Raw genomic sequence first — 24,289 nt, forward strand, 5'->3', positions numbered from 1 at the left:
CACTCCTTATTTAGCAGTTTCACCGATTCGGGTTGCTAGTTCACCTAAGGCTTCTTTTTGTATTGAAAAGATTTCCTGCAAACCTTCATCTGCTAATTTCAACAGTGTCTGTAATTGATTCATGGAGAACGTAGCTTCCTCCCCTGTTCCTTGAATTTCAACAAATTCACCTGAACCAGTCATAACAATATTCATATCGACATTTGCTTTGGAGTCTTCTTCATAGTTCAAATCAAGTATCTCCGTACCATCCGAAAGTACACCAACAGATGTGGCTGCAAGAAAATCCTTTACTGGCATTTTCTTTAATGTATTTTTTTCGAGTAGTTTTCCAAAGGCAAGCACAAGTGCAACATACGCTCCAGTAATAGATGCTGTTCTAGTCCCACCGTCCGCTTGAATGACATCACAATCAATCCATACTGTTCTTTCCCCGATACTATCTAAATCAACAACGGACCGAAGAGCTCTTCCAATTAGTCGTTGAATTTCCATGGTTCTGCCAGATACTTTACCTTTTGAAGATTCACGAATATTTCTATCTTGGGTGGCACGTGGTAGCATTGCATATTCTGCTGTGATCCACCCTTTTCCTTGACCACGCATAAAAGGAGGAACCCTGTCTTCAATGGTAGCATTACAAATTACTTTTGTTTCGCCAACTTGTATTAAGACAGAGCCTTCTGGATGTTTAATAAAATTTGTAGTTATCGTTATAGGTCGTAAACTATTTACATTTCTTTGATCTGTTCTCATTATTACTCCTCCTTCTCTAGAAATTAGCTTATCATATTTTACTGGAAAGATTCACCTTATTACAATTGAATAACACAAAGCCTTTTCATATTATATGAAATTAATAGCCAAAGTAAAATAAAAAAAACACCCCCAAAAGTTAGATTTCTACTCTAACCTTTGGGGGGCGGTACCATTAGACTGCTCTACTTATCTGTTATTACTATAACTTTTCTGAAGGTGAAAGTGATTCACGTGTTACAGGTTCTGAGTATACCTCACCATTTTCATTGGCAATTTGCTCAACATTTTCTACTTTGATATTTACTGCTTCAATAGATTCTTGTTCTGTTAATGTTCGTACCAACGTTTCCATTACTTCATCCGGTATTACTCCATTTCCCTTGTCTATTAAAACATCCTGATTAAATACGAGTTCAAGTACACCACTATTTAATTTCGGATCATCTAGTAACATGGTCTGATCATTAAACACATGCATTAAATTTGTGTCATAGGTTGGACCTTCGATAAGTGCATCTACAATTGCTTGATGTACATCTCCATCCTTGACTTCAACGTACTGGGTTACCGGAACAAAATATTGGTTATCATCATGTTCTGTTGGGAAATACATGGTAACTGCTTTACTGTTAATTAAATCAATAGTATCCGATTGGACGATATTAATTCCATTAGCTCTTGTGTACCCATTTGAAATCGGTGTACCATCTACAGGCATTGAAGTTAAATCTTTCCCACTGACCCGAAGCTTAACACGGTCAATCGTATCGAATTGGGTCAATGTAAATGTCATTGCTTCTAAAATCTTCTTCTCATCCTGGGCTGCATATTCATTGAATTCTTCTGATAAGTCTACAGTTGCTGTTCCTTCTTCAATACTTACCCCAAGAACTTCTGTTCCAGCAGGTAAAACCGCTTGGAATCCATTTGGTAATAATGATGTAACTGGGCCATCCTGTACTAGATATTCCAAAACTTGTGAAGCCACTGCTTTTGAATCAGGAACTGGTAACTCCACTGATTGCGGAGCTACTAGACCATTAGAATCTAGCAAAAACAATTGACGTAGAACTGTTTGATTCGGTTCTTCTGTTTGGTCTGCTTCTCCTGTGTCCTCAGTATTGCCTGCTTCATTATCAGTAGCTTGATTCTCTTGTCCATCAACAGCTTCAGCATTTGGTGGTGGATCCATATCTGGGAGAGATTGTTCTCCTTGGAAACATCCAGTTAATAACAATAACGTACATAATGATGCAAGTAATATTAGCAAATATCGCTTTCTCATGTCATTCCCTCCTACGATGGTTTGTACTATTATGTATACGAGCCTATTTTTAATTTAGACCTTTTGATCAAAAAAAAAATCCGCCCCTCATATTAAAAATTTGAAGGGCAGAGCTAATTCCTACATATATTAAGTTAAATAACTGCTTTTTCAATAGCTACAGATTTTAAATTATCAATTGAACTATTAAATATACGTTTCGTTAAAGAAGTAAAACTAGCTACATCACCAGTTGTGTAAAATTGATGGTAAAATGATTCTGTTTCATCGTTTAATAGCTGGTTAATTTGTAATATTGTACTTGTTTCCCTAGCAGTTTCTTCACTAGAAGAAATTAAAGTTATTTCAGGTCCAACTACCTGTTGAATCACTTCTTTTAGTAACGGATAGTGTGTACATCCTAAGATAAGTGTATCCATTTCATCAAACTTCTTCAAAGGTAAAAGTGCATGTTCTACAGTCCGTTCAGCTAAGCTACCAGAAAGTATTCCTTTCTCTACAATCGGTACAAATGTTGGGCATGCTAAAGAAATAGTATACAAATCAGGCTTTAGCATAGATAGGGCATTAGAATACGCATTACTTCGAATAGTACCTTCAGTACCAATGATACCTATATGGTTATTTAAAGTTGACTTAATAGCTGCTCTTGCTCCAGGTTGAATAACACCTACAACTGGAATAGTTAGCTTTTTCTGCAATTCTTCTAGTGTATAAGCAGTAGCGGTATTGCAAGCAACAACCAGCATTTTAATATCCTTTGTTAATAGAAAATCAACCATTTCCCAAGTAAATCGTATGATTTCTTTCGCTGTTCTCGGTCCATATGGACAACGTAATGTATCACCAAGATAAATAAGTTTTTCTCTAGGAAGTTGTCTCATCAATTCATGTACAACTGTTAATCCACCGACTCCTGAGTCAATGACACCAATGGGTTTATTCAAAATTACCGCCTCTTCTAAGATGTTATTTTTCATTTACATTTTTCATTTGATGATGCAATAAGTTAAGAAGTTCAATTAATGTTTTTGTTTGGTCCTCGGTAAAATTCTCTAAGACCTCGTTAAGATAATTTTGTCTTTTTAAAATTACCTCTTCAATTATACGATGACCCTTTTCTAAAACATGTATTCGAACGACACGTCGATCATTTGTATCACGCACGCGTTCCACTAGGTCATTTTTTTCCATACGATCGACTAAGTCAGTTGTTGTACTAAATGCTAGCCCGTTCTTAGAGGATAGTTCGCCAATAGTTAAATCCCCTTCTTCTCTCAACCATTGTAAAGCAATAAATTGCGGATTTGTTATTGGATAATTATTTAATATCTTACGACCATTTTGCTTGATAGCTCCCGATATATGTCGGAGTGTTTTTTCTATTTGAGCAATAGATTCTGGTGATTTATTGTTTTTCAAGACGTTTCCTCCCGAAATTCCAGTCATATAGTCATATTTTATCATAAAGAAACGAAAAACTTGTGAATTATTTTCAAAAAGTAATTTTTATAGGTATTAGGGGGTATGATAATATATTTTTAACATTGAAGAATTGTGCGCACCGATTACTAATCACCACATAAGCTATAATGACTAAATAATTTCCCTCAAATTGCAGCTCTATGACAGCAAGGAGGGGTTAACATTTGAAGGACAACGAGTATAAACCGAAGCAATTATTAACAAAACGAGAAAAAGAAGTATTCGAGCTTTTAGTTCAAGACAAAACAACAAAGGAAATTGCCCAGGAATTGTTTATTTCTGAAAAAACTGTCCGTAACCATATTTCAAATGCTATGCAAAAATTAGGAGTCAAGGGGCGTTCACAGGCAGTTGTAGAGCTCATCCGTATGGGTGAATTGAAGCTCTAGAAGAAACCGACTTTCCTTAATCGGAAGTCGGTTTTTATTCATGGCTGTTTTCTAAAGAATAGTTGTTAATTGCACAATTTCTATAAACTGTGAATTAACTAGAGATATATGGTTGAGCATCATACCCGCTACGAAAATACACTCCGCTTTCACTTCCAGCACAGGGGCGACATCTACTCGAAAAGACAATCGCAGTGTCTATCTTGCCACTTGGCGACTGGTGAGTATCCTCGCATTTTCACACTGCGGGGTCTCACCGAAGCCTATCCTCCCGCAGGAGTCTCCGTGTATTTCTTCCGCTATGATAGTGGTATGAATTTGACATCACACAATTCAAGAACATAATTTAATTACTAACCATAATTAGAAAGCTAAACTAGCGTAGTCAGAATAGGAAGACTCCTGTGTGAATAGCACGTGTGTCCGAAGACCCCGCAAAAGATGCACCTGCGTCTTCTAGTAACGCTACGAAGAGTATTCCGCGGTGCAAAGAAACATATTCAAGTAGTATCCTGGCTGAGGCCGTGATTGCGGAAAGCGGGTCGGAACGGTATCGTACCACTTTATTCATTAACTATGGGGGAATTGAATTAGATATCGCATAGTTTCTTTCAACCTTGAGAATAAAAAAACAATCATTTCGAAAACATACTTATTTATTGATTGGAACTAATAACTGATAATTTTTCCTTTATATTTTCACCCAATGGCAGTGATTTTCCTGTAACGGAATTTATATAAACAATTCGTCCCCTACCCGTCAGACAGATTTCATCTTCTTGGTTAACACCCATATAATGGATATCAAATGATGTATTACCCACTTGATCTGCTTTAACATAGATTCGCAAACTATCCTGAAAAAACAATTGTCTTAGATAATCACATTGTAAGTCAGCTACAATTGGAATTCCTTCTGTATTTGCATCATCACCAAAAACACCTACTGATTTTAAATACTCTATTCGAGCTTCTTCAAAATAAATAAAAGGACTAACATTGTTTACATGCCCAAACATATCTGTTTCTGAAAAACGAATTCGAATAGGTATAAAAAAAGAAAATTCTTCTCTCCATGTAGTTAGGTCTTGAATATATGAAATCTTTCGCATGATTTACATTCCTTTCGCTTGATGAAAAAAAGACCCCTACCTAACTTGAGGTAAGGATCTTGTTGTTTACATTATGAATCAATGTGCATTATCGCTACCAAAGAAATTCTTAAATGATTGTACAGTAGCTGCACGGTTCATAGCTGCAATTGAAGTTGTTAACGGAATACCTTTCGGACAAACTTGTACACAGTTTTGTGCGTTACCACAACCAACTAGTCCGCCTTCTTCCATTAATCCTTCTAATCTTTCACTTGCATTCATTTCACCTGTTGGATGTGAGTTAAATAAACGAGCTTGAGAGATTGGAGCAGGTCCAATAAAGTTTGATTTGTCATTCACATTTGGACAAGCCTCTAAACAAACTCCACAAGTCATACATTTTGATAGTTCATAAGCCCATTGACGTTTTTTCTCTGGCATACGGGGTCCCGGACCTAAATCGTAAGTACCATCAATTGGAATCCAAGCTTTTACTTGTTTCAACGCATCAAACATGCGCTCACGGTCAATAACTAAGTCACGAACTACCGGGAATGTAGACATTGGCTCTAGTCGAACTGGTTGTTCTAATTCATCTACAAGAGCTGCACAAGATTGTCTTGGCACTCCATTGATAACCATAGAACAAGCTCCACAAACCTCTTCCAAACAGTTCATATCCCATGCTACAGGTGTTGTCTTTTCCCCTTTAGCATTAATGGGATTTTTACGAATTTCCATTAACCCAGAAATAACGTTCATATTTTTTCGATATGGAACATTAAATGTTTCGTCATATGGAGCAGAATCTGGGCTATCTTGACGCGTAATAATAAATGTAACAGTCTTTTGTTCAGCCATTTTCACTTACTCCCTTCGCTATTTGTTTTCCCGTCCTAGTGTTTTGTCGTGTAATCACGTTTACGTGGCGGAATTAAGGATACATCAACATCTTCATAAGAGAATACTGGTGTATTCGCATTTGCATCAAATTCTGCAATTGTTGTCTTTAACCATTCCTCATCATTCCGTTCTGGGAATTCTGGCTTATAGTGTGCCCCACGGCTCTCATTACGATTGTAGGCACCAATTGTAATAACTCGAGCTAGATGTAACATGTTTTTAAGCTGACGAGTAAACATAACACCTTGGTTATTCCAGCGAGAAGTATCGTTGATATTAATATTTTCAAAGCGTTCCAGTAATTCTTGAATCTTTTCATCTGTTTTTAGTAGTTTCGCATTTTCACGAACAACAGTAACATTATCTGTCATCCATTCACCAAGCTCATGGTGAATTTGATAAGCATTTTCTTCTCCACTCATATTCATAAGTGCTTCGAATTTTTCTTCTTCTTCTTTAACACGATTTTCAAATAGACTAGAATCTAAATCTTCAACATGCTTATCTAAGCCTTCTGTATATTCTATTGCTTTAGGTCCTGCAACCATACCACCATAAATTGCAGATAGTAATGAGTTAGCACCTAAGCGGTTGCCACCGTGCTGAGAATAATCACATTCTCCAGCAGCAAAAATTCCAGGAATACTTGTCATTTGATTATAATCAACCCAGAGTCCACCCATAGAATAGTGAACAGCAGGGAAAATTTTCATCGGGACTTTACGCGGATCTTCGCCTACGAATTTTTCATAGATTTCAATGATACCACCAAGTTTAACATCAAGTTCTTTCGGATCTTTGTGAGAAAGGTCTAGATAAACCATGTTCTCGCCATTAATACCTAATTTTTGATTAACGCAGACATCAAAGATTTCACGAGTTGCAATATCCCTAGGTACCAGGTTTCCATATGCAGGGTATTTTTCCTCAAGGAAATACCATGGTTCTCCATCTTTATAAGTCCAAACACGTCCACCTTCACCACGAGCAGATTCACTCATAAGACGAAGCTTGTCATCACCAGGAATTGCTGTAGGGTGGATTTGAATAAATTCACCATTAGCATACTTCGCACCTTGTTGATATAAAATAGATGCCGCAGAACCAGTATTAATCATGGAGTTTGTAGACTTACCAAAGATAATTCCTGGGCCACCTGTTGCCATGATTGTTGCATCTGATGGGAATGATTTAATCTCATGAGTCTTCATGTCTTGTGCAACGATTCCACGTCCGACACCTTCATCATCTAGTACTGCTCCAAGGAATTCCCATCCTTCATATTTAGTTACTAAACCTTCTACTTCATAACGACGAACTTGTTCATCTAATGCATATAATAATTGTTGACCTGTTGTTGCCCCAGCAAATGCTGTGCGGTGGTGTTGTGTACCACCAAAACGACGGAAGTCCAGTAGACCTTCAGGGGTACGATTAAACATAACACCCATACGGTCTAACATATTAATAATTCCCGGTGCCGCTTCACACATTGCTTTTACCGGTGGTTGGTTAGCTAAGAAGTCCCCTCCGTAAACGGTATCATCAAAGTGAATCCATGGAGAGTCCCCTTCCCCTTTTGTATTTACTGCACCATTAATACCACCTTGGGCACATACAGAGTGAGAACGTTTAACTGGAACTATTGAAAATAAGTCAACGCTTACACCAGCTTCAGCAGCCTTGATTGTTGCCATTAGACCAGCTAAGCCTCCGCCAACAACAGCGATTTTACGGTTACTCATTATGAAACCTCACTCCTTCTCTCTTTACTTAAACTCCATAAGCGAATGTAATTAAAGTTCTAATACCGATATAGCTTACTACTAAAAATACTAGTATAGTAGCATATGTAACAATCTTCTGTGATCTTGGTGATTGTGCAATTCCCCAAGAAACCAAGAATCCCCAAAGGCCGTTAGAGAAATGGAATACAGCAGAAAGAACACCAATAACATAAAACCAAAACATGATTGGGTTTGTTAAAATCCCTTCCATAAGACTGTAATCCAAGCTCGCACCAAGAGCTACTTGTACACGAGTTTCAAACACATGCCATGCAATAAATACTAACGTAATAATTCCAGTTATGCGTTGTAAGAAAAATAACCAGTTACGGACAAATCCATATCTTCTTACATTGTTTTTTGCAACAAATACAATATAAACCCCTAAAATCGCATGGAATAAAATGGGTAAATAAATAATAAAGATTTCCAATGCAAGTACGAAAGGAAGATTATGCATGAAGTTAGCTGCTTTATTAAAGCTTTCCTCTCCATATACTGCAAAGTGGTTAATGACCAAGTGTTGAACCATGAAAAGCCCGATAGGAACTACCCCGAGTAACGAGTGTAATCTCCTATAAAAATACTCCCTATGTTCCGCCATGTGATACCCCCCTTAGTTCTTCTGATGATTTTTAATAATTAGTCTGACATTTCGTACAAAAAGAAAAGATTATTTTTGTCTAAAATGTAGATTTTGCAACATGTTTATTGTACGACTATCTCCAATTAGCGTCAAGAAAAGGTATTCATTTTTAGTTAACGAAATATCCTGATTATAGTACTCAATAACCTTGCGTTTAAATTAAAATGCATGGATAATATTATTAGACTTATAATGTTATTATGTGAATTTTACATACAGGAAGGAATCTAACGATGAAAACAAACAAAGAGACGCTTCCAATTGAATTACTGGATCAGATTCAATCATCTGGGGCTGGATATGATTTATTACGATATGTTAGTTTGCCAGATATATTCGGGTCTGAATCTGAAGCATTACTTTACTTCATGGGGAGAAGCTTAGCAAGAAAATTTGAAATTAACGCCTTGAGTGATATTATTTACTTTTTTGAAAAAATTGGTTGGGGACGATTGGAATTATTTAAAGAAAAAAGTAATCAACTTGAATTCCATCTACTTTCCGACGCAGTTGTGCAGCGTTTAGCAATGCCTGTAGATGTAGAATTCCGACTGGAAGCTGGATTTCTAGCTGAGGCTATTTCTATGCTAAAAGGTGCAGAATGTGAGTGTATTGAAGAAGTAAGAAAAAAAATACATCAGGTTGAATTCACAATCATCTTTGTAGAATAAAAAGGATGCTGAGACAAACTCCCTTAGTATGGGATTAGTCTTCAGCATCCTTTTTCTCTTTTGGTTCATTTAAATGATTTAGAACAATCATAGCAATATTTTGTGGAATACCTAATTTGGCGATATCCTGTATGGAAGCATTTCGAATCTCTTTTACTGATTTAAAGTGAGACAATAATAATTTTCTTCTTTTTTCACCGACACCAGGAATTTTGTCTAATTCGGATTGGAATAAGTTCTTTCCACGAAGTTGTCTATGGAATGTAATGGCAAAGCGGTGTACCTCATCTTGTATCCGTTGAATTAAATAAAACTCTTGTGATTGCCTTGAAAGCGGAACAACACTTGGCGGATCACCGTACAATAATTCACTAGTTCTATGTTTATCATCTTTCGCTAGTCCACATAATGGAATATCCAGGCCTAACTCATTCTCTAACACATCCAATGCAGCGCTCATTTGCCCTTTACCGCCATCTACAAGAATCAAATCTGGTAATGGAAGAGAATCCTTTAGAACACGAGTATATCTTCTTCTAATTACTTCCCTCATCGTTTCGTAATCATCCGGTCCCTTGACATCCTTAATTTTGTATTTTCGATAATCTTTCTTACTTGGCTTACCATCCACAAAAACTACCATTGCTGAAACGGGGTCTGTCCCTTGAATATTAGAATTGTCAAAAGCCTCAATTCGATGAGGAATTTCAATATTTAATGCACTGCCAAGTTTATCAACCGCAAGAATGGTTCGCTCCTCATCCCGTTCAATAATAGAAAACTTTTCTAGTAAAGAAGCCTTTGCGTTTTCCATTGCAAGTTCTACTAATTCTTTTTTCTTACCACGGTATGGAGTGTGAACGTCAACTTCTAGTAATTCTTGTAACAGTTCAGTTTCAATACCAATTGGAACGAAAATTTGCTTTGGCTTAGGATGATTTTCATGTAAGTAGAATCGGCCGATAAAGCTAATAAATGTTTCCTCTGGTTCATCAAAGAATGGAAATACAGAAACATCTCGTTCAATAAGTTTCCCCTGCCGTATAAAGAATACTTGGATACACATCCACCCCTTATCAAAGCTGTAACCAAATACATCTCGATCCACTCTATCATTTAACGTCATTTTTTGCTGCTCCATCACAACTTCAATATGTTGAATTTGATCACGAAGCTCTTTAGCCCGTTCAAAGTTTAATTGCTCACTAGCCTCTTGCATTTTTTGAATTAGATTTTTCTTTATTTCCTTAAATCCACCCTGCAAAAATGATGTAATATTATGAATGATATCTTTATAAAAATCCTCAGAAGGTGGTTTATCACTACATGCTAAACATTGGTTCAAATGATAATACAGACAGGGCTTTCCCGAGGGATTATTACATTTACGCAAGGGATAAAGCCGGTCCAGTAACTTCTTTGTTTCCCTAGCTGCAATAACATTCGGATAGGGACCAAAATATTTACCTTTATCTTTTTTTACTTTACGGGTGATGAGTAATCTAGGATGTCGTTCTGAGGTTATTTTTAAATAAGGATAGGACTTATCATCCTTTAACATGACATTATATTTCGGGTCATACTTTTTAATTAAATTCATTTCTAGAATAAGTGCTTCTATCTCAGAGGAAGTTATAATATATTCAAAGTCCTCAATCTCCTGAACTAACCTTTGTGTTTTTTGGTCATGTGCACCTGTAAAGTATGAACGAACTCTATTTTTTAGTAATTTTGATTTACCAACATATATGATTGTATTATGCTTATCCTTCATGAGATAGCAACCTGGTTTAGCAGGTAATACAGCTAATTTTTCTTGAATTTTCTGGTTCATTCTCGTCATTCCTTAACAAATAAAGTGCTTTCTAGAAAATAATCCCCTGTCACAATATGCAACAAGGGATTGTTCATGTAAAACTATATATTAGATTAAGCGTGCTTATTGATTAGTTCAACAAGTGCTTCTTTAGGTTGGAAACCAATTACTTGGTCCACCACATTACCATCTTTGAATAGTAGTAATGTTGGGATACTCATCACACCATATTTACTTGCAGTTTCTTGATTTTCATCCACATCTAACTTAACGATTTGTACTTTATCAGACATTTCGCCATCTACTTCTTCTAGTACTGGCGCAATCATTTTACAAGGTCCACACCAAGGTGCCCAAAAGTCAGCTAAAACCAGACCTTTGCCAGTTTCATCTGCAAAGTTTTGATCGGTTACATTTTTAATTGCCACTTTATTTCCTCCTCTTCATACATCATTTCAAAATGAGTATACCATTATTATATAATCCTTACTAACAGTTTGCTTATTCTAGAAATTCTTATCCAAACAATATCCAAATGGAAAGGCTTTTTTCGTATAGTTTGCTGCTTTTAATCTTCTGTATTGATGGAAAGTGTGTGGTAGCTTGAAAATTTTGGTTTGCCCAAATCAGGGGACCATTGACCGAAAACTTTGTGCGTTACAAGTTACCGCACAATTTCTATCTATTGTTTTAGAGACAACATTCTTATAGAAAACAGCCTCTGAAAAAGACCGAGTCAAATGATTGATTTGGTTTTTGTTATTTATCCAAGACCGAAGCCCGTATACACTCCGCTTTCCATGGGTAGCAGGTGAGCCCTCCACAGAGCTAACGCTCTTCTGAGGTCTTACCTATTGCCTATCCTCCCATAGGAGTTTACGTGTATACGGGCAGCTACGAGCAGTTATTAATTTGCCTTTCTTCCAACAGAATAATAATTAATAAAATACTTTTAAAAGAAAAAACTACGCGTTAACTTTAAGACTTTTAATTTCCTCAATAAGTATAGGAATAACTTCAAAAAGGTCTCCTACAATTCCATAGTCTGCAACATTAAAGATATTCGCTTCTGGATCTTTGTTGATTGCTACAATAACTTTTGAATTTGACATCCCTGCTAGGTGCTGTATTGCTCCTGAAATACCTACTGCAATATATAAGTCTGGTGTAACTACTTTACCTGTCTGACCAATCTGTAGGGAGTAGTCACAGTAATCTGCATCACATGCCCCACGAGAAGCACCAACTGCACCACCTAAAACATCAGCTAATTCATATAAAGGTTTAAATCCATCTGCACTTTTAACACCTCGCCCACCAGCTACAACAACCTTTGCCTCTGATAGATCAACACCCTCTGACGCTTTACGTAATACTTCCTTAATAACAGTACGTAAATCAGATATATCCACAGACTTTTCCTGAACTTCACCAGAACGAGAATCGTCACGATCTAATGCTTTGATATTGTTTGGACGAATTGTTGCAAATACAAGCCCTTCTGTTATGATTTTATTTTCAAATGCCTTACCTGAATATATTGGTCTTGTAAATACAACCTGGTCACCCACTAAATTAATGTCGACAGCATCTGAAATCAAACCAGATTCTAATTTACTAGCAAGCTTTGGCGTTAGATCTTTACCTACTGCTGTGTGTCCCATGACAATTGCGTCAGGACTTTCTTCTTCCATTACAGCTAATACTGCTTGCCCATAACCATCAGAAGTATAAGTTGCTAACTTTTCATTCGTTACAGTAACAACCCTATCTGCTCCATAATATATCATTTCTTTTGCTTGACTGTTTAAATTATCATTACCACAAAGAACACCAACAATTTCAGCACTAGAATTTATTTTTTTCGCTGCACCGATTGCTTCAAAAGTCACATTACGTAGAACACCATCTCTTGATTCACCAATAACCAATATTTTTTCACTCATCATAATTTCTCCTTTCCGTCATCCAATTAAAGTACTTTCGCTTCGTTTCTAAGCAGCGTAACCAGTTCTTTCACCTGTGCATCGACTTCTCCTTCTAACACTCTACCTGCCTCTTTTTCTGGTGGTAAGAAAATATCAACTGTCTTCGTTTTTGGTTCTAGTTCATCTTCATCAAGTTCTAAATCATCGATTTCTAGCTCTTCTAAAGGCTTCTTTTTCGCTTTCATGATACCAGGTAAGGAAGGGTATCTTGGTTCATTTAAACCTTGTTGACATGTAACTAGTAGTGGTAGAGATGTTTCGATTTTTTCTACATCTCCCTCAACATCCTTATCAATTTTTGCTGTATTTCCATCAATTTCTAAGCTAGTAATGGTGGTGACATAATTGAATCCTAAACGTTCAGCAAGTCTTGGACCCACTTGCCCGCTTGCTTCGTCAATAGCAACATTACCTGCCAGAATTAAGTCAACATCCTTATCTTCAAAAAACGCTTCCAAAATTTTAGTTGTTGTAAACTGATCACCTTCGTCAAGGTCATCCTCTGTATTAATAAGAACTGCTTTATCAGCACCCATCGCAAGTGCTGTACGAAGTTGTTTTTCAGAATCTTCATCACCAATTGTAATAACGGTTACTTCCCCACCGTGTTCGTCCCGCTGTTTAATTGCCTCCTCAACTGCATATTCATCATAAGGATTAATGATGAATTCAGCACCATCATCTTCAATACGTCCATTTGACACAACAATCTTTTCTTCCGTATCGAATGTCTTCTTTAATAAAACAAAAATGTTCATATGATTTCCTCCTCAGGTTATCTATTTATCTATAAATTTAGGCTTTCGTTTTTCAATGAAAGCTTGAACCCCTTCTTTTGCATCCTCAGAACCAAAGATTTCTCCAAATGCATTTGCTTCTGCTTCTGCACCTAGTGCAAAATTATCAGCCTTTGCATATGGTATTAATTTCATAATTCGATGGATAGAAAGCTTACTCTTAGATGCAATTTTTACTGCTAAGTTAGCTGCTACTTCAAATACTTCCTCTTCGCTAACTACCTGATTAACTAATCCATACTGATGAGCCTCTTTTGCTGTTATCAGTTCACCGGATAATATCATTTCATAAGCTTTTGCTGTACCCACATATTGTGGTAAGCGTTGTGTCCCTGCAAATCCCGGTATAATCCCAAGTGTTAACTCAGGAAGTCCAAGTTTTGCATTATCTGCAGCTATTCGAATATGACATGCCATAGCTAGTTCCAAACCTCCACCTAAAGATGCCCCATGAATGACTGCAATTACCGGTATAGAAAAGTTTTCAATTCGGTCAAAGAGTCTTTGACCATATTTAGAGAGCTCCCGATAATCAGAAGCTTTTTGTAAGGAGGTAAATTCCTTAATATCAGCTCCTGCCGAGAAGAATCTTCCTTCTCCTTTTAGAATAATCGCTTTGACTTTATCTTCTTTCTCAATTAAATCCAGCTTTTCGGAAAGCGCATTCAATAGTTTGCTAGATAAAGCATTGGCAGGTGGACTTTGAATGGTTAATGTCGCCACATGCCCTTGTAGTTCATAATTTATCGTTCCCAAAGCTTCACACCCCTTCTCTCTTATAATACTGATATTCTTTACCCGAATACACTAAAAAGTGGTTTAAGATAAAATTATTGTGTACCCGGGTATATTAAAACATTTATAGGTTACATCTATTTAAATAAGTCAATTAAATCTCCGTAAAAAAGGTATGTAACTTAATTGACTATAATGCCTCTCGTAATTAATTGATGAACAGAAGGAGCAAGGGCTACTAAATCATATTTCTCCTCGTTCATTACCCAGTTGGTTACCGTTTCATCGAGAGTACCGAAAATCATTTGTCTTATTAGCGGTACATTAATATCGCGTCTAAACAAATTCTCATCCATTCCCTCTTTAACAATGCCATCAATAACAACTAAATATGGTTTTAAGATACGGTTTATTTCCTGCCGTAAGGTAATATTAGATTGTCTTAACTCCAACTGTGTTACTATTGCTAAATGGTGGTTTGCTGCTAATTGACCAAAATGCATTTGAACCAACGTCAGTAATTTTTCACTTGCATTTTCTTTACCACTAGTTGCAGCAGCAATTTGTTCTATAAATTGTCCCATTTTTTCCTTAAAAACAGAAATCAATATATCTTCTTTGTTCTTAAAATATAAGTAAATAGTACCGTCAGCTACCCCTGCTTTTTTAGCTATTTTCGAAACTTGTGATGCATGATAGCCATTCTCTGCAATTACATCGACAGCTGCTTCAATAATTAACTTGTATTTCGGTTTGTTATTCTTCATTACTTTTCTCCTTCAAGCGTACAAGCAAAATAGACGAATGAATGAATCATCATTCATAATTTATTGTAAAGGTCAAATAATCTTCTGTCAATATAATGCTTGTACACTTTTTAGAAAAAAAACTTGAGCAATTAGCTCAGGGAATTACTAACTTCTTCTTTTTCTTCTTTTCTTTTTTCTTCATCCACAAGTTGTCTTCTGAGAATTTTACCTACAGCAGTCTTAGGAAGCTCATCACGAAAATCATATATTCTTGGAACTTTGTAAGCTGCTAAATTTTCTCTACAATGTTTGTTTAACTCATCCTCTGTAACAGCATATCCCTCTTTCAAGACAACATACGCTTTGACAGTTTCGCCACGGTATGGATCAGGTATTCCCGCAACAACTGCTTCTAAAATGGCTTCGTGCTCATAAAGAACTTCCTCTACTTCACGAGGATAGATATTGTATCCACCGGCAATTATCATATCTTTCTTGCGGTCAACAATATAAAAATAGCCATTATCATCCATATATCCTAAATCACCGGTTAATAACCATCCTTCTTTTAATGTATTATCTGTATCTTCGGGCTTATTCCAGTAGCCTTTCATTATTTGCGGCCCTTTAACTGCCAATTCCCCAACCTCGCCAACTTCGACTTCTTCATATGTTTCCATATTTAAAATCTTAGCATCTGTATCTGGCCATGGAAGTCCAATACTACCACTAATTCGATTGCCATATATCAAATTAGCATGAGTAACTGGAGAAGATTCGGTTAATCCATATCCTTCAACAAGCTTTCCTCCAGTGACCTCTTCGAATTTATCTTGAACGTCAACAGGAAGAGGTGCAGAACCACTAATACAAGCCTCAATGGAAGATAAGTCATATTTCTTAAGTTCTGGGTGATTGAGTAAACCAATATAGATTGTAGGGGCCCCCGGAAATAATGTTGGCTTAAGTTTATGAATCGTTTTCAACACATCACCAGCATCAAATTTTGGTAGAAGAACCATTTTAGAACCATTTAAGATAGATAGATTCATAACAGCAGTCATACCATAAACATGGAAAAATGGTAATACACCTAAGACAGTTTCTTCCCCTTTTCTGGTTTTGTAAATCCAGGCATCACACATTTGCGCGTTAGCAACAAGGTTACGGTGTGTCAATATAACCCCTTTTGGAAAACCAGTTGTTCCACCAGTATACTGAAGTAAAGCTGTATCTTCTATTGGATCAACCTTTACTTTCTGATAACTTGCTTCTGCTTTATCCATTACACTCTTCCAGACATGAGTATCAGCTGATTCCTCAACTTTAACTACCATGTTATACTGCTTCTTTTGAATAAATGGATAGATTAAGTTCTTTGGAAATGGTAGATAATCTTTAATTCCAGTAACAATCATATGCTCTAAAGGAGTATTCTTTTTCACGTTACTCACTCTCGGAACTAAGATGTCCAGACACACAATCACTTTCGAACCAGAATCATTCAATTGATACTCAAGTTCTCTCTCCGTGTACAAAGGATTGGTCTGAACCACAATTGCCCCTGCCATTAAAGCACCATAATAGCCAATAACCGATTGTGGTGTGTTTGGTAGCATTATAGCTACACGGTCGCCTTTTTGAATCCCTAAGCTTTGAAGGTAATTTGCAAATTTCATTGCCTGAATATTGACTTCTGCATAGGATAATTCCTTCCCCATAAAATAAAGCGCTTTCTTTTCTTTGTAAACAGAAGCAGCTTCCTCTAAAAACATATGGAGAGGTTTATCATCATACGAAAGCGTAGTCGGTATTTCCTTTGGATAATGTTGATGCCATCTTTTTTCTTCCCCCATAACTAAACCTCCTTTTTTATGTACTTATTTCCATTATAGCGACTAATTAGTATTTTTTGAAATCTTATTTTATTTTTTCTTGATATTTTTTTATTTTTACGTTTATTGGGTAATTTTGGAGTGTGTGCTAGAAATTCTTTAAGGATATAGTTGCCCGAATACACGGAGAGTCCTTCAAAAAGAAGAACATTTTTTCTGCGTGCGATGTATCGCTACCGAAGCATTCCTTGGGACTGGAACTGCAATTACTTTTCCCATCGAAAATATCTGTCCTGTGGAGAAAATTAATTGGTGAGACCTCGGAAGAGCTTCAGCTCTAAGGAAGTTCACCGGCCACCTACGGTAAAGAAGACATTGCGAGGTACTTTCAAGCAGATGTCGCCCCTGTCTGAGAGTAATAACGAGTGTATTCGAGCCGTGGACTTGGCCAGTACAGGTCCCTAATAACTTAAAAAATACTAAAATCAAAATCAAATACGAGATATAATACACCTACTATTACAAATAAAAGCGCAACTCCAATACAAATCTTTGCTAATGTCTCTAACATATAAATCTCCCTTATGCTAAATTATACTTGCACCAATCACATATGATAACCCAATGGAAATAATCATTGAAATAAGACCAACGGCTTTATTTCCTTTTCCAATTTCCTCATCAATTCTAATCGAAGGCGTTAAAAACTCAAAAATAAAATAGCCAAGTAAAAGTAAAATAAAACCAACTGTTCCCCAAGCGATACTTGTTATTAATGTATCGTTATGTTCAATTGAATAACGAAATATATTGGATATACCAAAAATCTTTCCACCAGTAGCCATAGCGACAGCCATATTTCCCTTTTTAATCTCGACCCAGTTTTTGTATTTTGTTACAAGTTCAAAGACTGCTAGGAATACAACTGTACAAAGGATAACAACACTATAGCTTGCCGCAGTGTCAACTAACACATTTTCCCAAAAGCTTTCCATTTCAACATCCCCTTTAATTACCTAAATTCAACTACCGTTACGCCACTTCCACCCTCACCAGCAGCGCCTGGTCTTGAAGATGCAATACTTGGATGTTTTTTCACAAAATCCTGAACGCCTTTGCGAAGTGCTCCGGTTCCTTTCCCATGAATAATAAAGACTTTTGGATAACCCGCCAATGTTGCATCATCTACGTACTTTTCTAACTTCAACAATGCATCCTCAAAACGTTCCCCACGCAAGTCTAATTCTAGTGGTACATGATAATTCGAACCTTTAACAGTTGTCAACGGCTTCTGAAAAGTTTGCTTCGGTTTTCCAACTAATTGAAGTTCACTTCTTTTTACCTTAATCTTCATAATACCCACCTGCACTAAATATTCTTTATCATTTACCTTTTCAAGCACTGTGCCATTTTGATTAATTGTTAATAGCTTTATTTCGTCTCCTGGGCTTAGGGTTTCCTTTGAAGTATTTGTTTCCTTCTGCTTATTCTGTTTTGTTGATAATTGTGGTTGAGCCTCTTCTAGCATTTTCTTTGCTTCAATCCATTCATGTTCCTTTAACTTTGCATCGGATTTCATTTTTCGAATTTCACTAACAATTATTTCCGCTTCTTCCCGAGCTTTCATTAAAGCTTTTTCAGCTTTTTCTTCTGCTTTTTTATATAATCCTTCTCTTTTACGTTCAAATTGACTCCATTCGTCTTCAATTTGGCTTCGTAACTTTTCACTTTCGAGTAGAATGTTGTGTGCCTCCTCATATTCCTTCTCAGCTTGGATTTTAGACTTTTCTAGTGACGCAATCATATTTTCAACATTCTTGGAATCTACCCCAATATGACTCTTCGCACTTTCAATAATTGATTCGTCTAATCCGAGCCTTTTAGAAATCTCAAAGGCATTACTTCTTCCAGGAACACCAATTAACAACCGATATGTTGGTTGTAATGTTTGTACATCAAACTCCATTGAAGCGTTAATAACATGCTTACGATTATATCCATAGGCTTTTAACTCTGGATAGTGAGTCGTGGCAATTACTCTTGCATTTCTAGAAACAACCTCATCCAGGATTGACATAGCTAGTGCAGCACCTTCCTGTGGGTCTGTTCCTGCACCAAGTTCATCAAAGAGCACTAGTGTACGATCATCTACATGCTTTAAAATATCTACTATATTGGTCATATGCGAAGAAAACGTACTAAGGTTTTGCTCGATCGATTGTTCATCACCAATATCTGCAAAGACATGCTCAAAGACAGCCATTTCACACCCATCAAGTGCAGGAACTTGCAAACCAGATTGTGCCATTAAGGTACATAACCCAACCATTTTTATTGTAACGGTCTTCCCACCTGTATTAGGGCCTGTAATTACAATTGAAGTATATGCTTTTCCGATTTCAATATCATTGGCAACTACATCCTCTATATCAATTAGTGGATGCCTAGCTTGTTGCATCCTAATATAACCTTGGTCATTCATCGTAGGTCGGCTTGCTTTCATTTCTCGACCTAAGTTAGCTCTGGCAAACATGTAATCTACTTGAGCCAGAATACGAACATTTTCTGATAAAAAGCTTTCTTCAACTGCAATGCTTTGACTTAATTCCCTTAAGATACGTTCAATTTCTTGCTTCTCTCTGGCATATAATTCCTGTAACTGATTATTTAAGTCAACTACTGCTTTTGGTTCCATAAACAAAGTTTGACCTGATGCTGATTGGTCGTGGACGATACCACCAAATGCTCCGCGATATTCATGCTTAACTGGTAATACATATCTGTCATTTCGAATGGTAATAATTGCATCAGATAACATGCTACTTTTTGTTCTAGTATAACTTTCAAGCTTTTCACGAACTCTACTTTCGTGTGTCCTTATAGAAGACCGAATTCCTCTAAGTTTTTCAGTTGCACTATCCATTATATGTCCATGGTCATCAATACAACTCTTGATTTGTAGTTCAAGATTTCGAAGAGGCTCTATCCCTCCGACTAACTCTTTTAGGATAGGAAGTTCCTCTTCTAATCCATCAATAAAATCCTTTACTTGACGCCCGCCGTAAATAGTATTTGCTACATCTAGGCATTCCGAAGTGCTAAGTATGCCACCAATCACACTGCGTTTCAGACTAGCTCGAATATCAAATATCCCACCAAGCGGTACAGGTACATTTAACCTAACAACTTGAGCTGCCTCATCTGTTTCCTTTTGTAATTGATTTACTTCGTCTAATTCAGTAGAAGGCTTTATGTTTGCCGCTAAATCTTTTCCTAAACTAGTTTGAGCGCGATTCATTAATCGATCTATTATCTTTTGAAAATCTAGTACTCGTAAGATACGTTCATTCATTGTCTTGCTCCTTTACATGATGTCTATACGACCTATCACTTATTACGATTGAAATACTGGATAAGTTTCTCTTTTTTCCAAGTATTTAACACGGTATCTTTTTGCAACCAACCTTTTCTAGCAACGCCTACCCCATATTTCATATGCTCAAGCATTTGATAACTATGGGCATCGGTGTTAATGGCTATTTTTACTCCAGCTTCTTGAGCAGCTCTAGCCCAATCTGCAGTTATATCTAATCTGTTTGGGTTTGCGTTAATCTCAAGCGCAGTATTTGTTTGACTTGCACGTTCGATTAACTTTTCCATATTAACCTTATAGCCTGCTCTTCTACCAATCAATCTTCCACTTGGGTGCGCAATTAATGATACATAAGGGTTTTCTAAGGCTGCATATAACCTTTTCATAATTTGTTCTTCTGTTTGACTAAAGCTTGAATGAATGGCTGCTATTACATAATCCATTTCACGTAAAAATTCATCGGTGAAATCCAATGTGCCATCCGATAAGATATCCATTTCTACTCCTGCAAAAATATGAATGTCGGAGTATTTTTCATTCAATTTCATGATTTCTTCACGTTGATTCCTTAAACGAGTTTCATCTAAACCATTCGCAACACGTAAGTTTTTCGAGTGATCTGTAATTGCAATATATTCATAACCTATTCCTCTAGCTTGATTGACCATTTCCTCCAATGTTTGTGCACCATCACTCCAAGTGGTGTGCATGTGGATATCACCAAGAATATCGCTTAATTCCACTAATTTCACTGGTTCCTTAAAAGCATCAACCTCTCCAGTATCTTCCCTAACCTCAGGAGGAATGAATTCTAAACCAAAATGGTTAAAGAAATCTCTCTCAGAAGAAAAGGTCAAAATTTCATTTGTCTTCTCTACTTCAATACCATACTCATTAATCTTTTCACCACGAGATTTTGCTAACTGACGCATAGCAACATTATGGTCCTTCGATCCGGTAAAATGGTGTAATGTGGTAACAAACTCATTTTCGGTTACCAATCTGAAATCAACATTCACATCATACACATCATCAAGGGTTACAGAGACCTTTGTATCCCCTTTTGCTATTACCTCTTTGATACTAGGGATCTGCAATAATTCTTCCCTTACTTCACTTGAGTTATCTGTCGAAATGATAAAATCTAAATCCTTGATGGTTTCCCTCATTCTTCTAAGTGAACCTGCTCTCGAGAACTGTCTAATAGATGAAATACCACTTAAGTAATCTTCTATTCTCTCTGCAATAGGTAACATATAAGCAATAGGCAATCTATCAGGCCTTTTGCCAACTTCATTTAGTGCCGCTAAAATCTTCTCCGCAGATTTTTTACCAAACCCTGGCAAGCTCTCTACTTTACCGGATTCTATTGCTTTCTTAAGGCTATCTGCATCATTTACACCTAATTCCTGGTACAACTTTGCAAGTTTTTTTCCACCTAAACCAGGAACATTTAATAGTGGTATGAGTCCTTCTGGCACTTCTTCCTGTAGTTCTTCTAATGTTTTAGATTTTCCTAGTTGTAAATATTCTACAATAACAGTACTCGTACCCTTACCAATGCCTTTTATTTCCGTAAAATCCTCTATATCGGTTAAAGAACGCTCGTCACGTTCTAAGCTTTGAGCTGCTCTTCTAAAGGCTGAAATTTTAAAGGAATTTTCTCCTTTCAATTCTAAGTATACTGCAATGGTTTCTAGTAATTTAATAACATCTTTCTTATTAATAGCCATTTCCATCACCTGCTTAAATGATATTTCTTCTTAGAGCAATCGAGGCAATCGTAGAAAACCCTAAATACCCCTTCTACATACTCGTCAAGATAGATACTGCGATATTTTCCACACAAGTATATTTTTCTCCCCTTTACTCGGGAGTAACCCCAAGTGTATACCCCAGTTTTACAACAACTATTCGAAAAAGCCTAATCCATAAAACAAGGCTAATTCAATTAGGAGCTATCTGTATTGTACCGACCATACAATGATATTCCTAGTATTTGAATTAGCCCTTTTTTTATTAATTAATCATGGTCACAACATGGGTAAACCAGAGGTCTTTTATTTTCTCTGAGAAATATGGTGTATTCTCAACTATAAATAACGCGACACTTGAATCATTTACCCATTCTTGAATAACTCCAAGTGGGGTTAATACAAGTATGTATAGGATGACAAAAAGAATCAAATAAATTTCAAGGAATCCTAAAATAGCACCTAATATTTTATTGATAGAATTCAAGATTGGTAATGAGGCAATTACATCAATCATAGATGCAAAAATTTGCAAACCAAATTTAACGACAAAAAAGATAATTGCAAAAGAAATCGCATTATAAAAAGCACTTTCTAATGGTAGAGTCTGTAAAAATTCTGCCCAAAGGCTTTCATCTGGTAATTCTGGATAAGGTATCCAAAGTGCTAATTTACTTGAAAGGTCATCATAAAATACGGCAGCAACTATAAATGCAGCTATGTATCCAATTAAATGTACAGCCTGAAGTATCAAACCCCTTTTAAGTCCCACAAGGAATCCGAAAATCAATAATAATATTAGTATCAAATCTATCATGAGCCGTTTATCCTCTTTCTTTTTTTATTGAACCTAATAGTGTTGCATAGTCTTCTTTTAAAGTTAAATAATCATTCATGGAATTTATTGCAGTTAAAACAGCAAGAGCTGCTGTGTCAAGTGATGGATTCAGTTCATGTATTTCTCTCATTTTTTGGTCCACTAGACTAGCAACTAAACGAACATGGCTAGCTTCCTCATCACCGACAATTGTATAGGATCTATTTCTTATTTCAACTGTTACCCGAGTTTTTTCTGAGTTTTGGGTCACTGGGGTTAGCCTCCTACTTAATTCTTACGATTCTAGCATTTTTTCTTATAGTTTATCTTAACATGAAGATAACAAATGGGAAACTGTTCTCCCCAGATTTTTTTACATTTCTTTCTTGTTCATACTTTGATATAGTCAATATTGTAAAGAAAGGGTGTTTTTTATGTCTCAAAACGTTTATGTATTATCAGTCGAAACTATAGAAAAAATGAAACAATATTATCATAAATCACTAACTTCAACTCCACAAGGGGCTATTTTCAGAGCAAAAACGAAGGATGCAGTAATTACAGCATATAGATCTGGAAAGGTATTATTTCAAGGAAATAACCCACAGATAGAATATGAGAAATGGGCAGATAATCAAGTTATACAACCGAATGATTCAAAAGCAAAAAAATCTCCGAAAACATCTTTTTATACACCACCAGAATCTCTTTTTTCTTCTTCCCACATTGGTTCGGACGAAGCTGGAACCGGTGATTACTTTGGTCCTATTACAGTTGCTAGTGCTTATGTAACTCCATCTCAAATTAGATTACTTAAGGAACTAGGAGTTAAGGATTCGAAGAACTTAACAGATGATACTATCTTAAAATTAGCAAAAGAAATTGTTAACTTACGCATACCATACTCTTTATTAATTTTACATAATCCCAAATACAACACCTTGCAAAAGAGAGGGTGGTCACAAGGAAAGATGAAGGCAATGCTCCATCATCACGCTATCCAGAAACTATTAAAAAAGATTGGCAATGCAGAATATGATGGAATTCTTATCGACCAGTTTTGTGAGCCTGGTATCTATAAAAGACATATTGCTTCAGAGCAAGGCGTACTTCCAAACAATACCTATTTCATGACCAAAGCTGAAAGTTATTCGATTGCAGTTGCCACTGGGTCTATTATTGCCAGAGCAAGCTTTGTAGAGGAAATGGATAAGCTTTCTGAAGATATGGGTTTTGAATTGAAAAAAGGAGCATCCAAGATAGTCGATCAAACAATTGCTAGAATAATACTCGAAAAAGGAGAAGGTAAACTCAATTCCTGTGCAAAAGTACACTTTGCAAATACACAGAAAGCAAGACAGTATTTATAGATGAGGAGGGTGCCAGGCCTCTTGGATTTTCTCGAA

Annotated in this window: 23 protein-coding genes; 3 read left to right on the forward strand and 20 right to left on the reverse strand. The window is 36.4% G+C overall.

Annotation, left to right across the window (positions count from 1 at the left end; genetic code table 11):
* Window positions 1-6: 6 nt before the first annotated feature.
* From rph to TY11_RS11435, 4 genes are all read right to left on the reverse strand, one after another.
* The gene (rph, locus tag TY11_RS11420) at window positions 7-756 is read right to left on the reverse strand and encodes a ribonuclease PH (RefSeq protein WP_042146213.1); all 750 of its coding nucleotides are present in this window, start codon (window positions 754-756) and stop codon (window positions 7-9) included.
* A 202-nt stretch (window positions 757-958) separates the two neighbouring features.
* Window positions 959-2,044: a GerMN domain-containing protein gene (locus TY11_RS11425; protein ID WP_042146215.1), complete on the reverse strand. Its 1,086-nt coding sequence runs from the start codon at window positions 2,042-2,044 to the stop codon at window positions 959-961.
* Window positions 2,045-2,178: 134 nt separating this feature from the next.
* On the reverse strand, window positions 2,179-2,991 hold the full coding sequence (gene racE, locus TY11_RS11430; protein ID WP_042146537.1) for a glutamate racemase: 813 nt from the start codon (window positions 2,989-2,991) through the stop codon (window positions 2,179-2,181).
* Window positions 2,992-3,013: 22 nt separating this feature from the next.
* Window positions 3,014-3,466, reverse strand: coding sequence for a MarR family winged helix-turn-helix transcriptional regulator (locus TY11_RS11435; protein ID WP_042146217.1), 453 nt, complete (start codon window positions 3,464-3,466; stop codon window positions 3,014-3,016).
* Between the two features lie 227 nt (window positions 3,467-3,693).
* Between TY11_RS11435 and TY11_RS11440 the strand changes: the two genes are divergently transcribed.
* Entirely contained in the window at window positions 3,694-3,918 is a 225-nt protein-coding gene (locus TY11_RS11440; protein ID WP_010099041.1) for a helix-turn-helix domain-containing protein, read from the forward strand.
* Between the two features lie 656 nt (window positions 3,919-4,574).
* On the opposite strand, the gene TY11_RS11445 is transcribed toward TY11_RS11440, so the two are convergent.
* From TY11_RS11445 to TY11_RS11460, 4 genes are all read right to left on the reverse strand, one after another.
* Window positions 4,575-5,030 carry an acyl-CoA thioesterase gene (locus TY11_RS11445; RefSeq protein ID WP_052345808.1) on the reverse strand — a complete coding sequence of 152 codons (456 nt, stop codon included), beginning with the start codon at window positions 5,028-5,030 and terminating at the stop codon, window positions 4,575-4,577.
* A gap of 78 nt (window positions 5,031-5,108) precedes the next feature.
* Window positions 5,109-5,873, reverse strand: a complete 765-nt coding sequence (gene sdhB / locus TY11_RS11450) for a succinate dehydrogenase iron-sulfur subunit (protein ID WP_042146222.1) — start codon at window positions 5,871-5,873, stop codon at window positions 5,109-5,111.
* A 35-nt stretch (window positions 5,874-5,908) separates the two neighbouring features.
* On the reverse strand, window positions 5,909-7,660 hold the full coding sequence (sdhA, locus tag TY11_RS11455) for a succinate dehydrogenase flavoprotein subunit (protein ID WP_042146224.1): 1,752 nt from the start codon (window positions 7,658-7,660) through the stop codon (window positions 5,909-5,911).
* Window positions 7,661-7,688: 28 nt separating this feature from the next.
* Window positions 7,689-8,306, reverse strand: coding sequence for a succinate dehydrogenase cytochrome b558 subunit (locus TY11_RS11460; RefSeq protein ID WP_042146226.1), 618 nt, complete (start codon window positions 8,304-8,306; stop codon window positions 7,689-7,691).
* A 275-nt stretch (window positions 8,307-8,581) separates the two neighbouring features.
* Here TY11_RS11460 and TY11_RS11465 point away from each other — a divergent pair, with 275 nt between their 5' ends.
* Window positions 8,582-9,019 (forward strand): YslB family protein, encoded by a 438-nt coding sequence (locus TY11_RS11465; RefSeq protein ID WP_042146228.1) that lies wholly within the window; start codon window positions 8,582-8,584, stop codon window positions 9,017-9,019.
* Window positions 9,020-9,053: 34 nt separating this feature from the next.
* Here the strand turns inward: TY11_RS11465 and uvrC are convergent, their stop codons facing one another.
* The 12 genes from uvrC to zapA all read right to left on the reverse strand — a co-directional run bounded on the left by uvrC (window position 9,054) and on the right by zapA (window position 23,154).
* Window positions 9,054-10,853 (reverse strand): excinuclease ABC subunit UvrC, encoded by a 1,800-nt coding sequence (gene uvrC / locus TY11_RS11470; RefSeq protein WP_042146230.1) that lies wholly within the window; start codon window positions 10,851-10,853, stop codon window positions 9,054-9,056.
* A gap of 95 nt (window positions 10,854-10,948) precedes the next feature.
* A complete protein-coding gene (gene trxA, locus TY11_RS11475; protein WP_042146232.1) occupies window positions 10,949-11,263 on the reverse strand; it encodes a thioredoxin in 315 nt (104 codons plus the stop codon).
* Window positions 11,264-11,800: 537 nt separating this feature from the next.
* Complete coding sequence (locus TY11_RS11480; RefSeq protein WP_042146234.1) at window positions 11,801-12,781, reverse strand: electron transfer flavoprotein subunit alpha/FixB family protein; 981 nt, start codon at window positions 12,779-12,781, stop codon at window positions 11,801-11,803.
* Between the two features lie 26 nt (window positions 12,782-12,807).
* Window positions 12,808-13,581 (reverse strand): electron transfer flavoprotein subunit beta/FixA family protein, encoded by a 774-nt coding sequence (locus TY11_RS11485; protein WP_042146236.1) that lies wholly within the window; start codon window positions 13,579-13,581, stop codon window positions 12,808-12,810.
* A gap of 21 nt (window positions 13,582-13,602) precedes the next feature.
* The gene (locus tag TY11_RS11490; protein ID WP_042146239.1) at window positions 13,603-14,376 is read right to left on the reverse strand and encodes an enoyl-CoA hydratase; all 774 of its coding nucleotides are present in this window, start codon (window positions 14,374-14,376) and stop codon (window positions 13,603-13,605) included.
* 161 nt (window positions 14,377-14,537) lie between these two features.
* Window positions 14,538-15,122 (reverse strand): fatty acid metabolism transcriptional regulator FadR, encoded by a 585-nt coding sequence (gene fadR, locus TY11_RS11495; protein ID WP_042146241.1) that lies wholly within the window; start codon window positions 15,120-15,122, stop codon window positions 14,538-14,540.
* Window positions 15,123-15,253: 131 nt separating this feature from the next.
* Window positions 15,254-16,960 carry a long-chain-fatty-acid--CoA ligase gene (locus TY11_RS11500; RefSeq protein ID WP_042146243.1) on the reverse strand — a complete coding sequence of 569 codons (1,707 nt, stop codon included), beginning with the start codon at window positions 16,958-16,960 and terminating at the stop codon, window positions 15,254-15,256.
* A 566-nt stretch (window positions 16,961-17,526) separates the two neighbouring features.
* Complete coding sequence (locus tag TY11_RS11505) at window positions 17,527-17,934, reverse strand: DUF350 domain-containing protein (protein ID WP_042146245.1); 408 nt, start codon at window positions 17,932-17,934, stop codon at window positions 17,527-17,529.
* A gap of 17 nt (window positions 17,935-17,951) precedes the next feature.
* On the reverse strand, window positions 17,952-20,291 hold the full coding sequence (locus TY11_RS11510) for an endonuclease MutS2 (protein WP_042146247.1): 2,340 nt from the start codon (window positions 20,289-20,291) through the stop codon (window positions 17,952-17,954).
* A 35-nt stretch (window positions 20,292-20,326) separates the two neighbouring features.
* Complete coding sequence (gene polX, locus TY11_RS11515; RefSeq protein WP_042146249.1) at window positions 20,327-22,045, reverse strand: DNA polymerase/3'-5' exonuclease PolX; 1,719 nt, start codon at window positions 22,043-22,045, stop codon at window positions 20,327-20,329.
* 286 nt (window positions 22,046-22,331) lie between these two features.
* Window positions 22,332-22,883 carry a CvpA family protein gene (locus TY11_RS11520; protein WP_042146251.1) on the reverse strand — a complete coding sequence of 184 codons (552 nt, stop codon included), beginning with the start codon at window positions 22,881-22,883 and terminating at the stop codon, window positions 22,332-22,334.
* Between the two features lie 7 nt (window positions 22,884-22,890).
* A complete protein-coding gene (gene zapA, locus TY11_RS11525; RefSeq protein ID WP_042146252.1) occupies window positions 22,891-23,154 on the reverse strand; it encodes a cell division protein ZapA in 264 nt (87 codons plus the stop codon).
* A gap of 163 nt (window positions 23,155-23,317) precedes the next feature.
* On the opposite strand from zapA, the gene rnhC reads away from it, so the two are divergent.
* Complete coding sequence (gene rnhC / locus TY11_RS11530) at window positions 23,318-24,253, forward strand: ribonuclease HIII (protein WP_042146255.1); 936 nt, start codon at window positions 23,318-23,320, stop codon at window positions 24,251-24,253.
* Window positions 24,254-24,289 lie beyond the last annotated feature (36 nt).

Source organism: Paucisalibacillus algeriensis (genome assembly GCF_000577245.1).
Classification (GTDB): domain Bacteria; phylum Bacillota; class Bacilli; order Bacillales; family Amphibacillaceae; genus Ornithinibacillus.

What these genes read in the sequence shown, in the direction of transcription:
- rph (WP_042146213.1), bottom strand. Translation starts at nt 756, where the DNA reads ATGAGAACAGATCAAAGAAATGTAAATAGTTTACGACCTATAACGATA.
- TY11_RS11425 (WP_042146215.1), bottom strand. Translation starts at nt 2,044, where the DNA reads ATGAGAAAGCGATATTTGCTAATATTACTTGCATCATTATGTACGTTA.
- TY11_RS11445 (WP_052345808.1), bottom strand. Translation starts at nt 5,030, where the DNA reads ATGCGAAAGATTTCATATATTCAAGACCTAACTACATGGAGAGAAGAA.
- sdhB (WP_042146222.1), bottom strand. Translation starts at nt 5,873, where the DNA reads ATGGCTGAACAAAAGACTGTTACATTTATTATTACGCGTCAAGATAGC.
- sdhA (WP_042146224.1), bottom strand. Translation starts at nt 7,660, where the DNA reads ATGAGTAACCGTAAAATCGCTGTTGTTGGCGGAGGCTTAGCTGGTCTA.
- TY11_RS11460 (WP_042146226.1), bottom strand. Translation starts at nt 8,306, where the DNA reads ATGGCGGAACATAGGGAGTATTTTTATAGGAGATTACACTCGTTACTC.
- TY11_RS11465 (WP_042146228.1), top strand. Translation starts at nt 8,582, where the DNA reads ATGAAAACAAACAAAGAGACGCTTCCAATTGAATTACTGGATCAGATT.
- uvrC (WP_042146230.1), bottom strand. Translation starts at nt 10,853, where the DNA reads ATGAACCAGAAAATTCAAGAAAAATTAGCTGTATTACCTGCTAAACCA.
- TY11_RS11480 (WP_042146234.1), bottom strand. Translation starts at nt 12,781, where the DNA reads ATGAGTGAAAAAATATTGGTTATTGGTGAATCAAGAGATGGTGTTCTA.
- TY11_RS11485 (WP_042146236.1), bottom strand. Translation starts at nt 13,581, where the DNA reads ATGAACATTTTTGTTTTATTAAAGAAGACATTCGATACGGAAGAAAAG.
- fadR (WP_042146241.1), bottom strand. Translation starts at nt 15,122, where the DNA reads ATGAAGAATAACAAACCGAAATACAAGTTAATTATTGAAGCAGCTGTC.
- TY11_RS11500 (WP_042146243.1), bottom strand. Translation starts at nt 16,960, where the DNA reads ATGGGGGAAGAAAAAAGATGGCATCAACATTATCCAAAGGAAATACCG.
- TY11_RS11505 (WP_042146245.1), bottom strand. Translation starts at nt 17,934, where the DNA reads ATGGAAAGCTTTTGGGAAAATGTGTTAGTTGACACTGCGGCAAGCTAT.
- TY11_RS11510 (WP_042146247.1), bottom strand. Translation starts at nt 20,291, where the DNA reads ATGAATGAACGTATCTTACGAGTACTAGATTTTCAAAAGATAATAGAT.
- polX (WP_042146249.1), bottom strand. Translation starts at nt 22,045, where the DNA reads ATGGCTATTAATAAGAAAGATGTTATTAAATTACTAGAAACCATTGCA.
- TY11_RS11520 (WP_042146251.1), bottom strand. Translation starts at nt 22,883, where the DNA reads ATGATAGATTTGATACTAATATTATTATTGATTTTCGGATTCCTTGTG.
- rnhC (WP_042146255.1), top strand. Translation starts at nt 23,318, where the DNA reads ATGTCTCAAAACGTTTATGTATTATCAGTCGAAACTATAGAAAAAATG.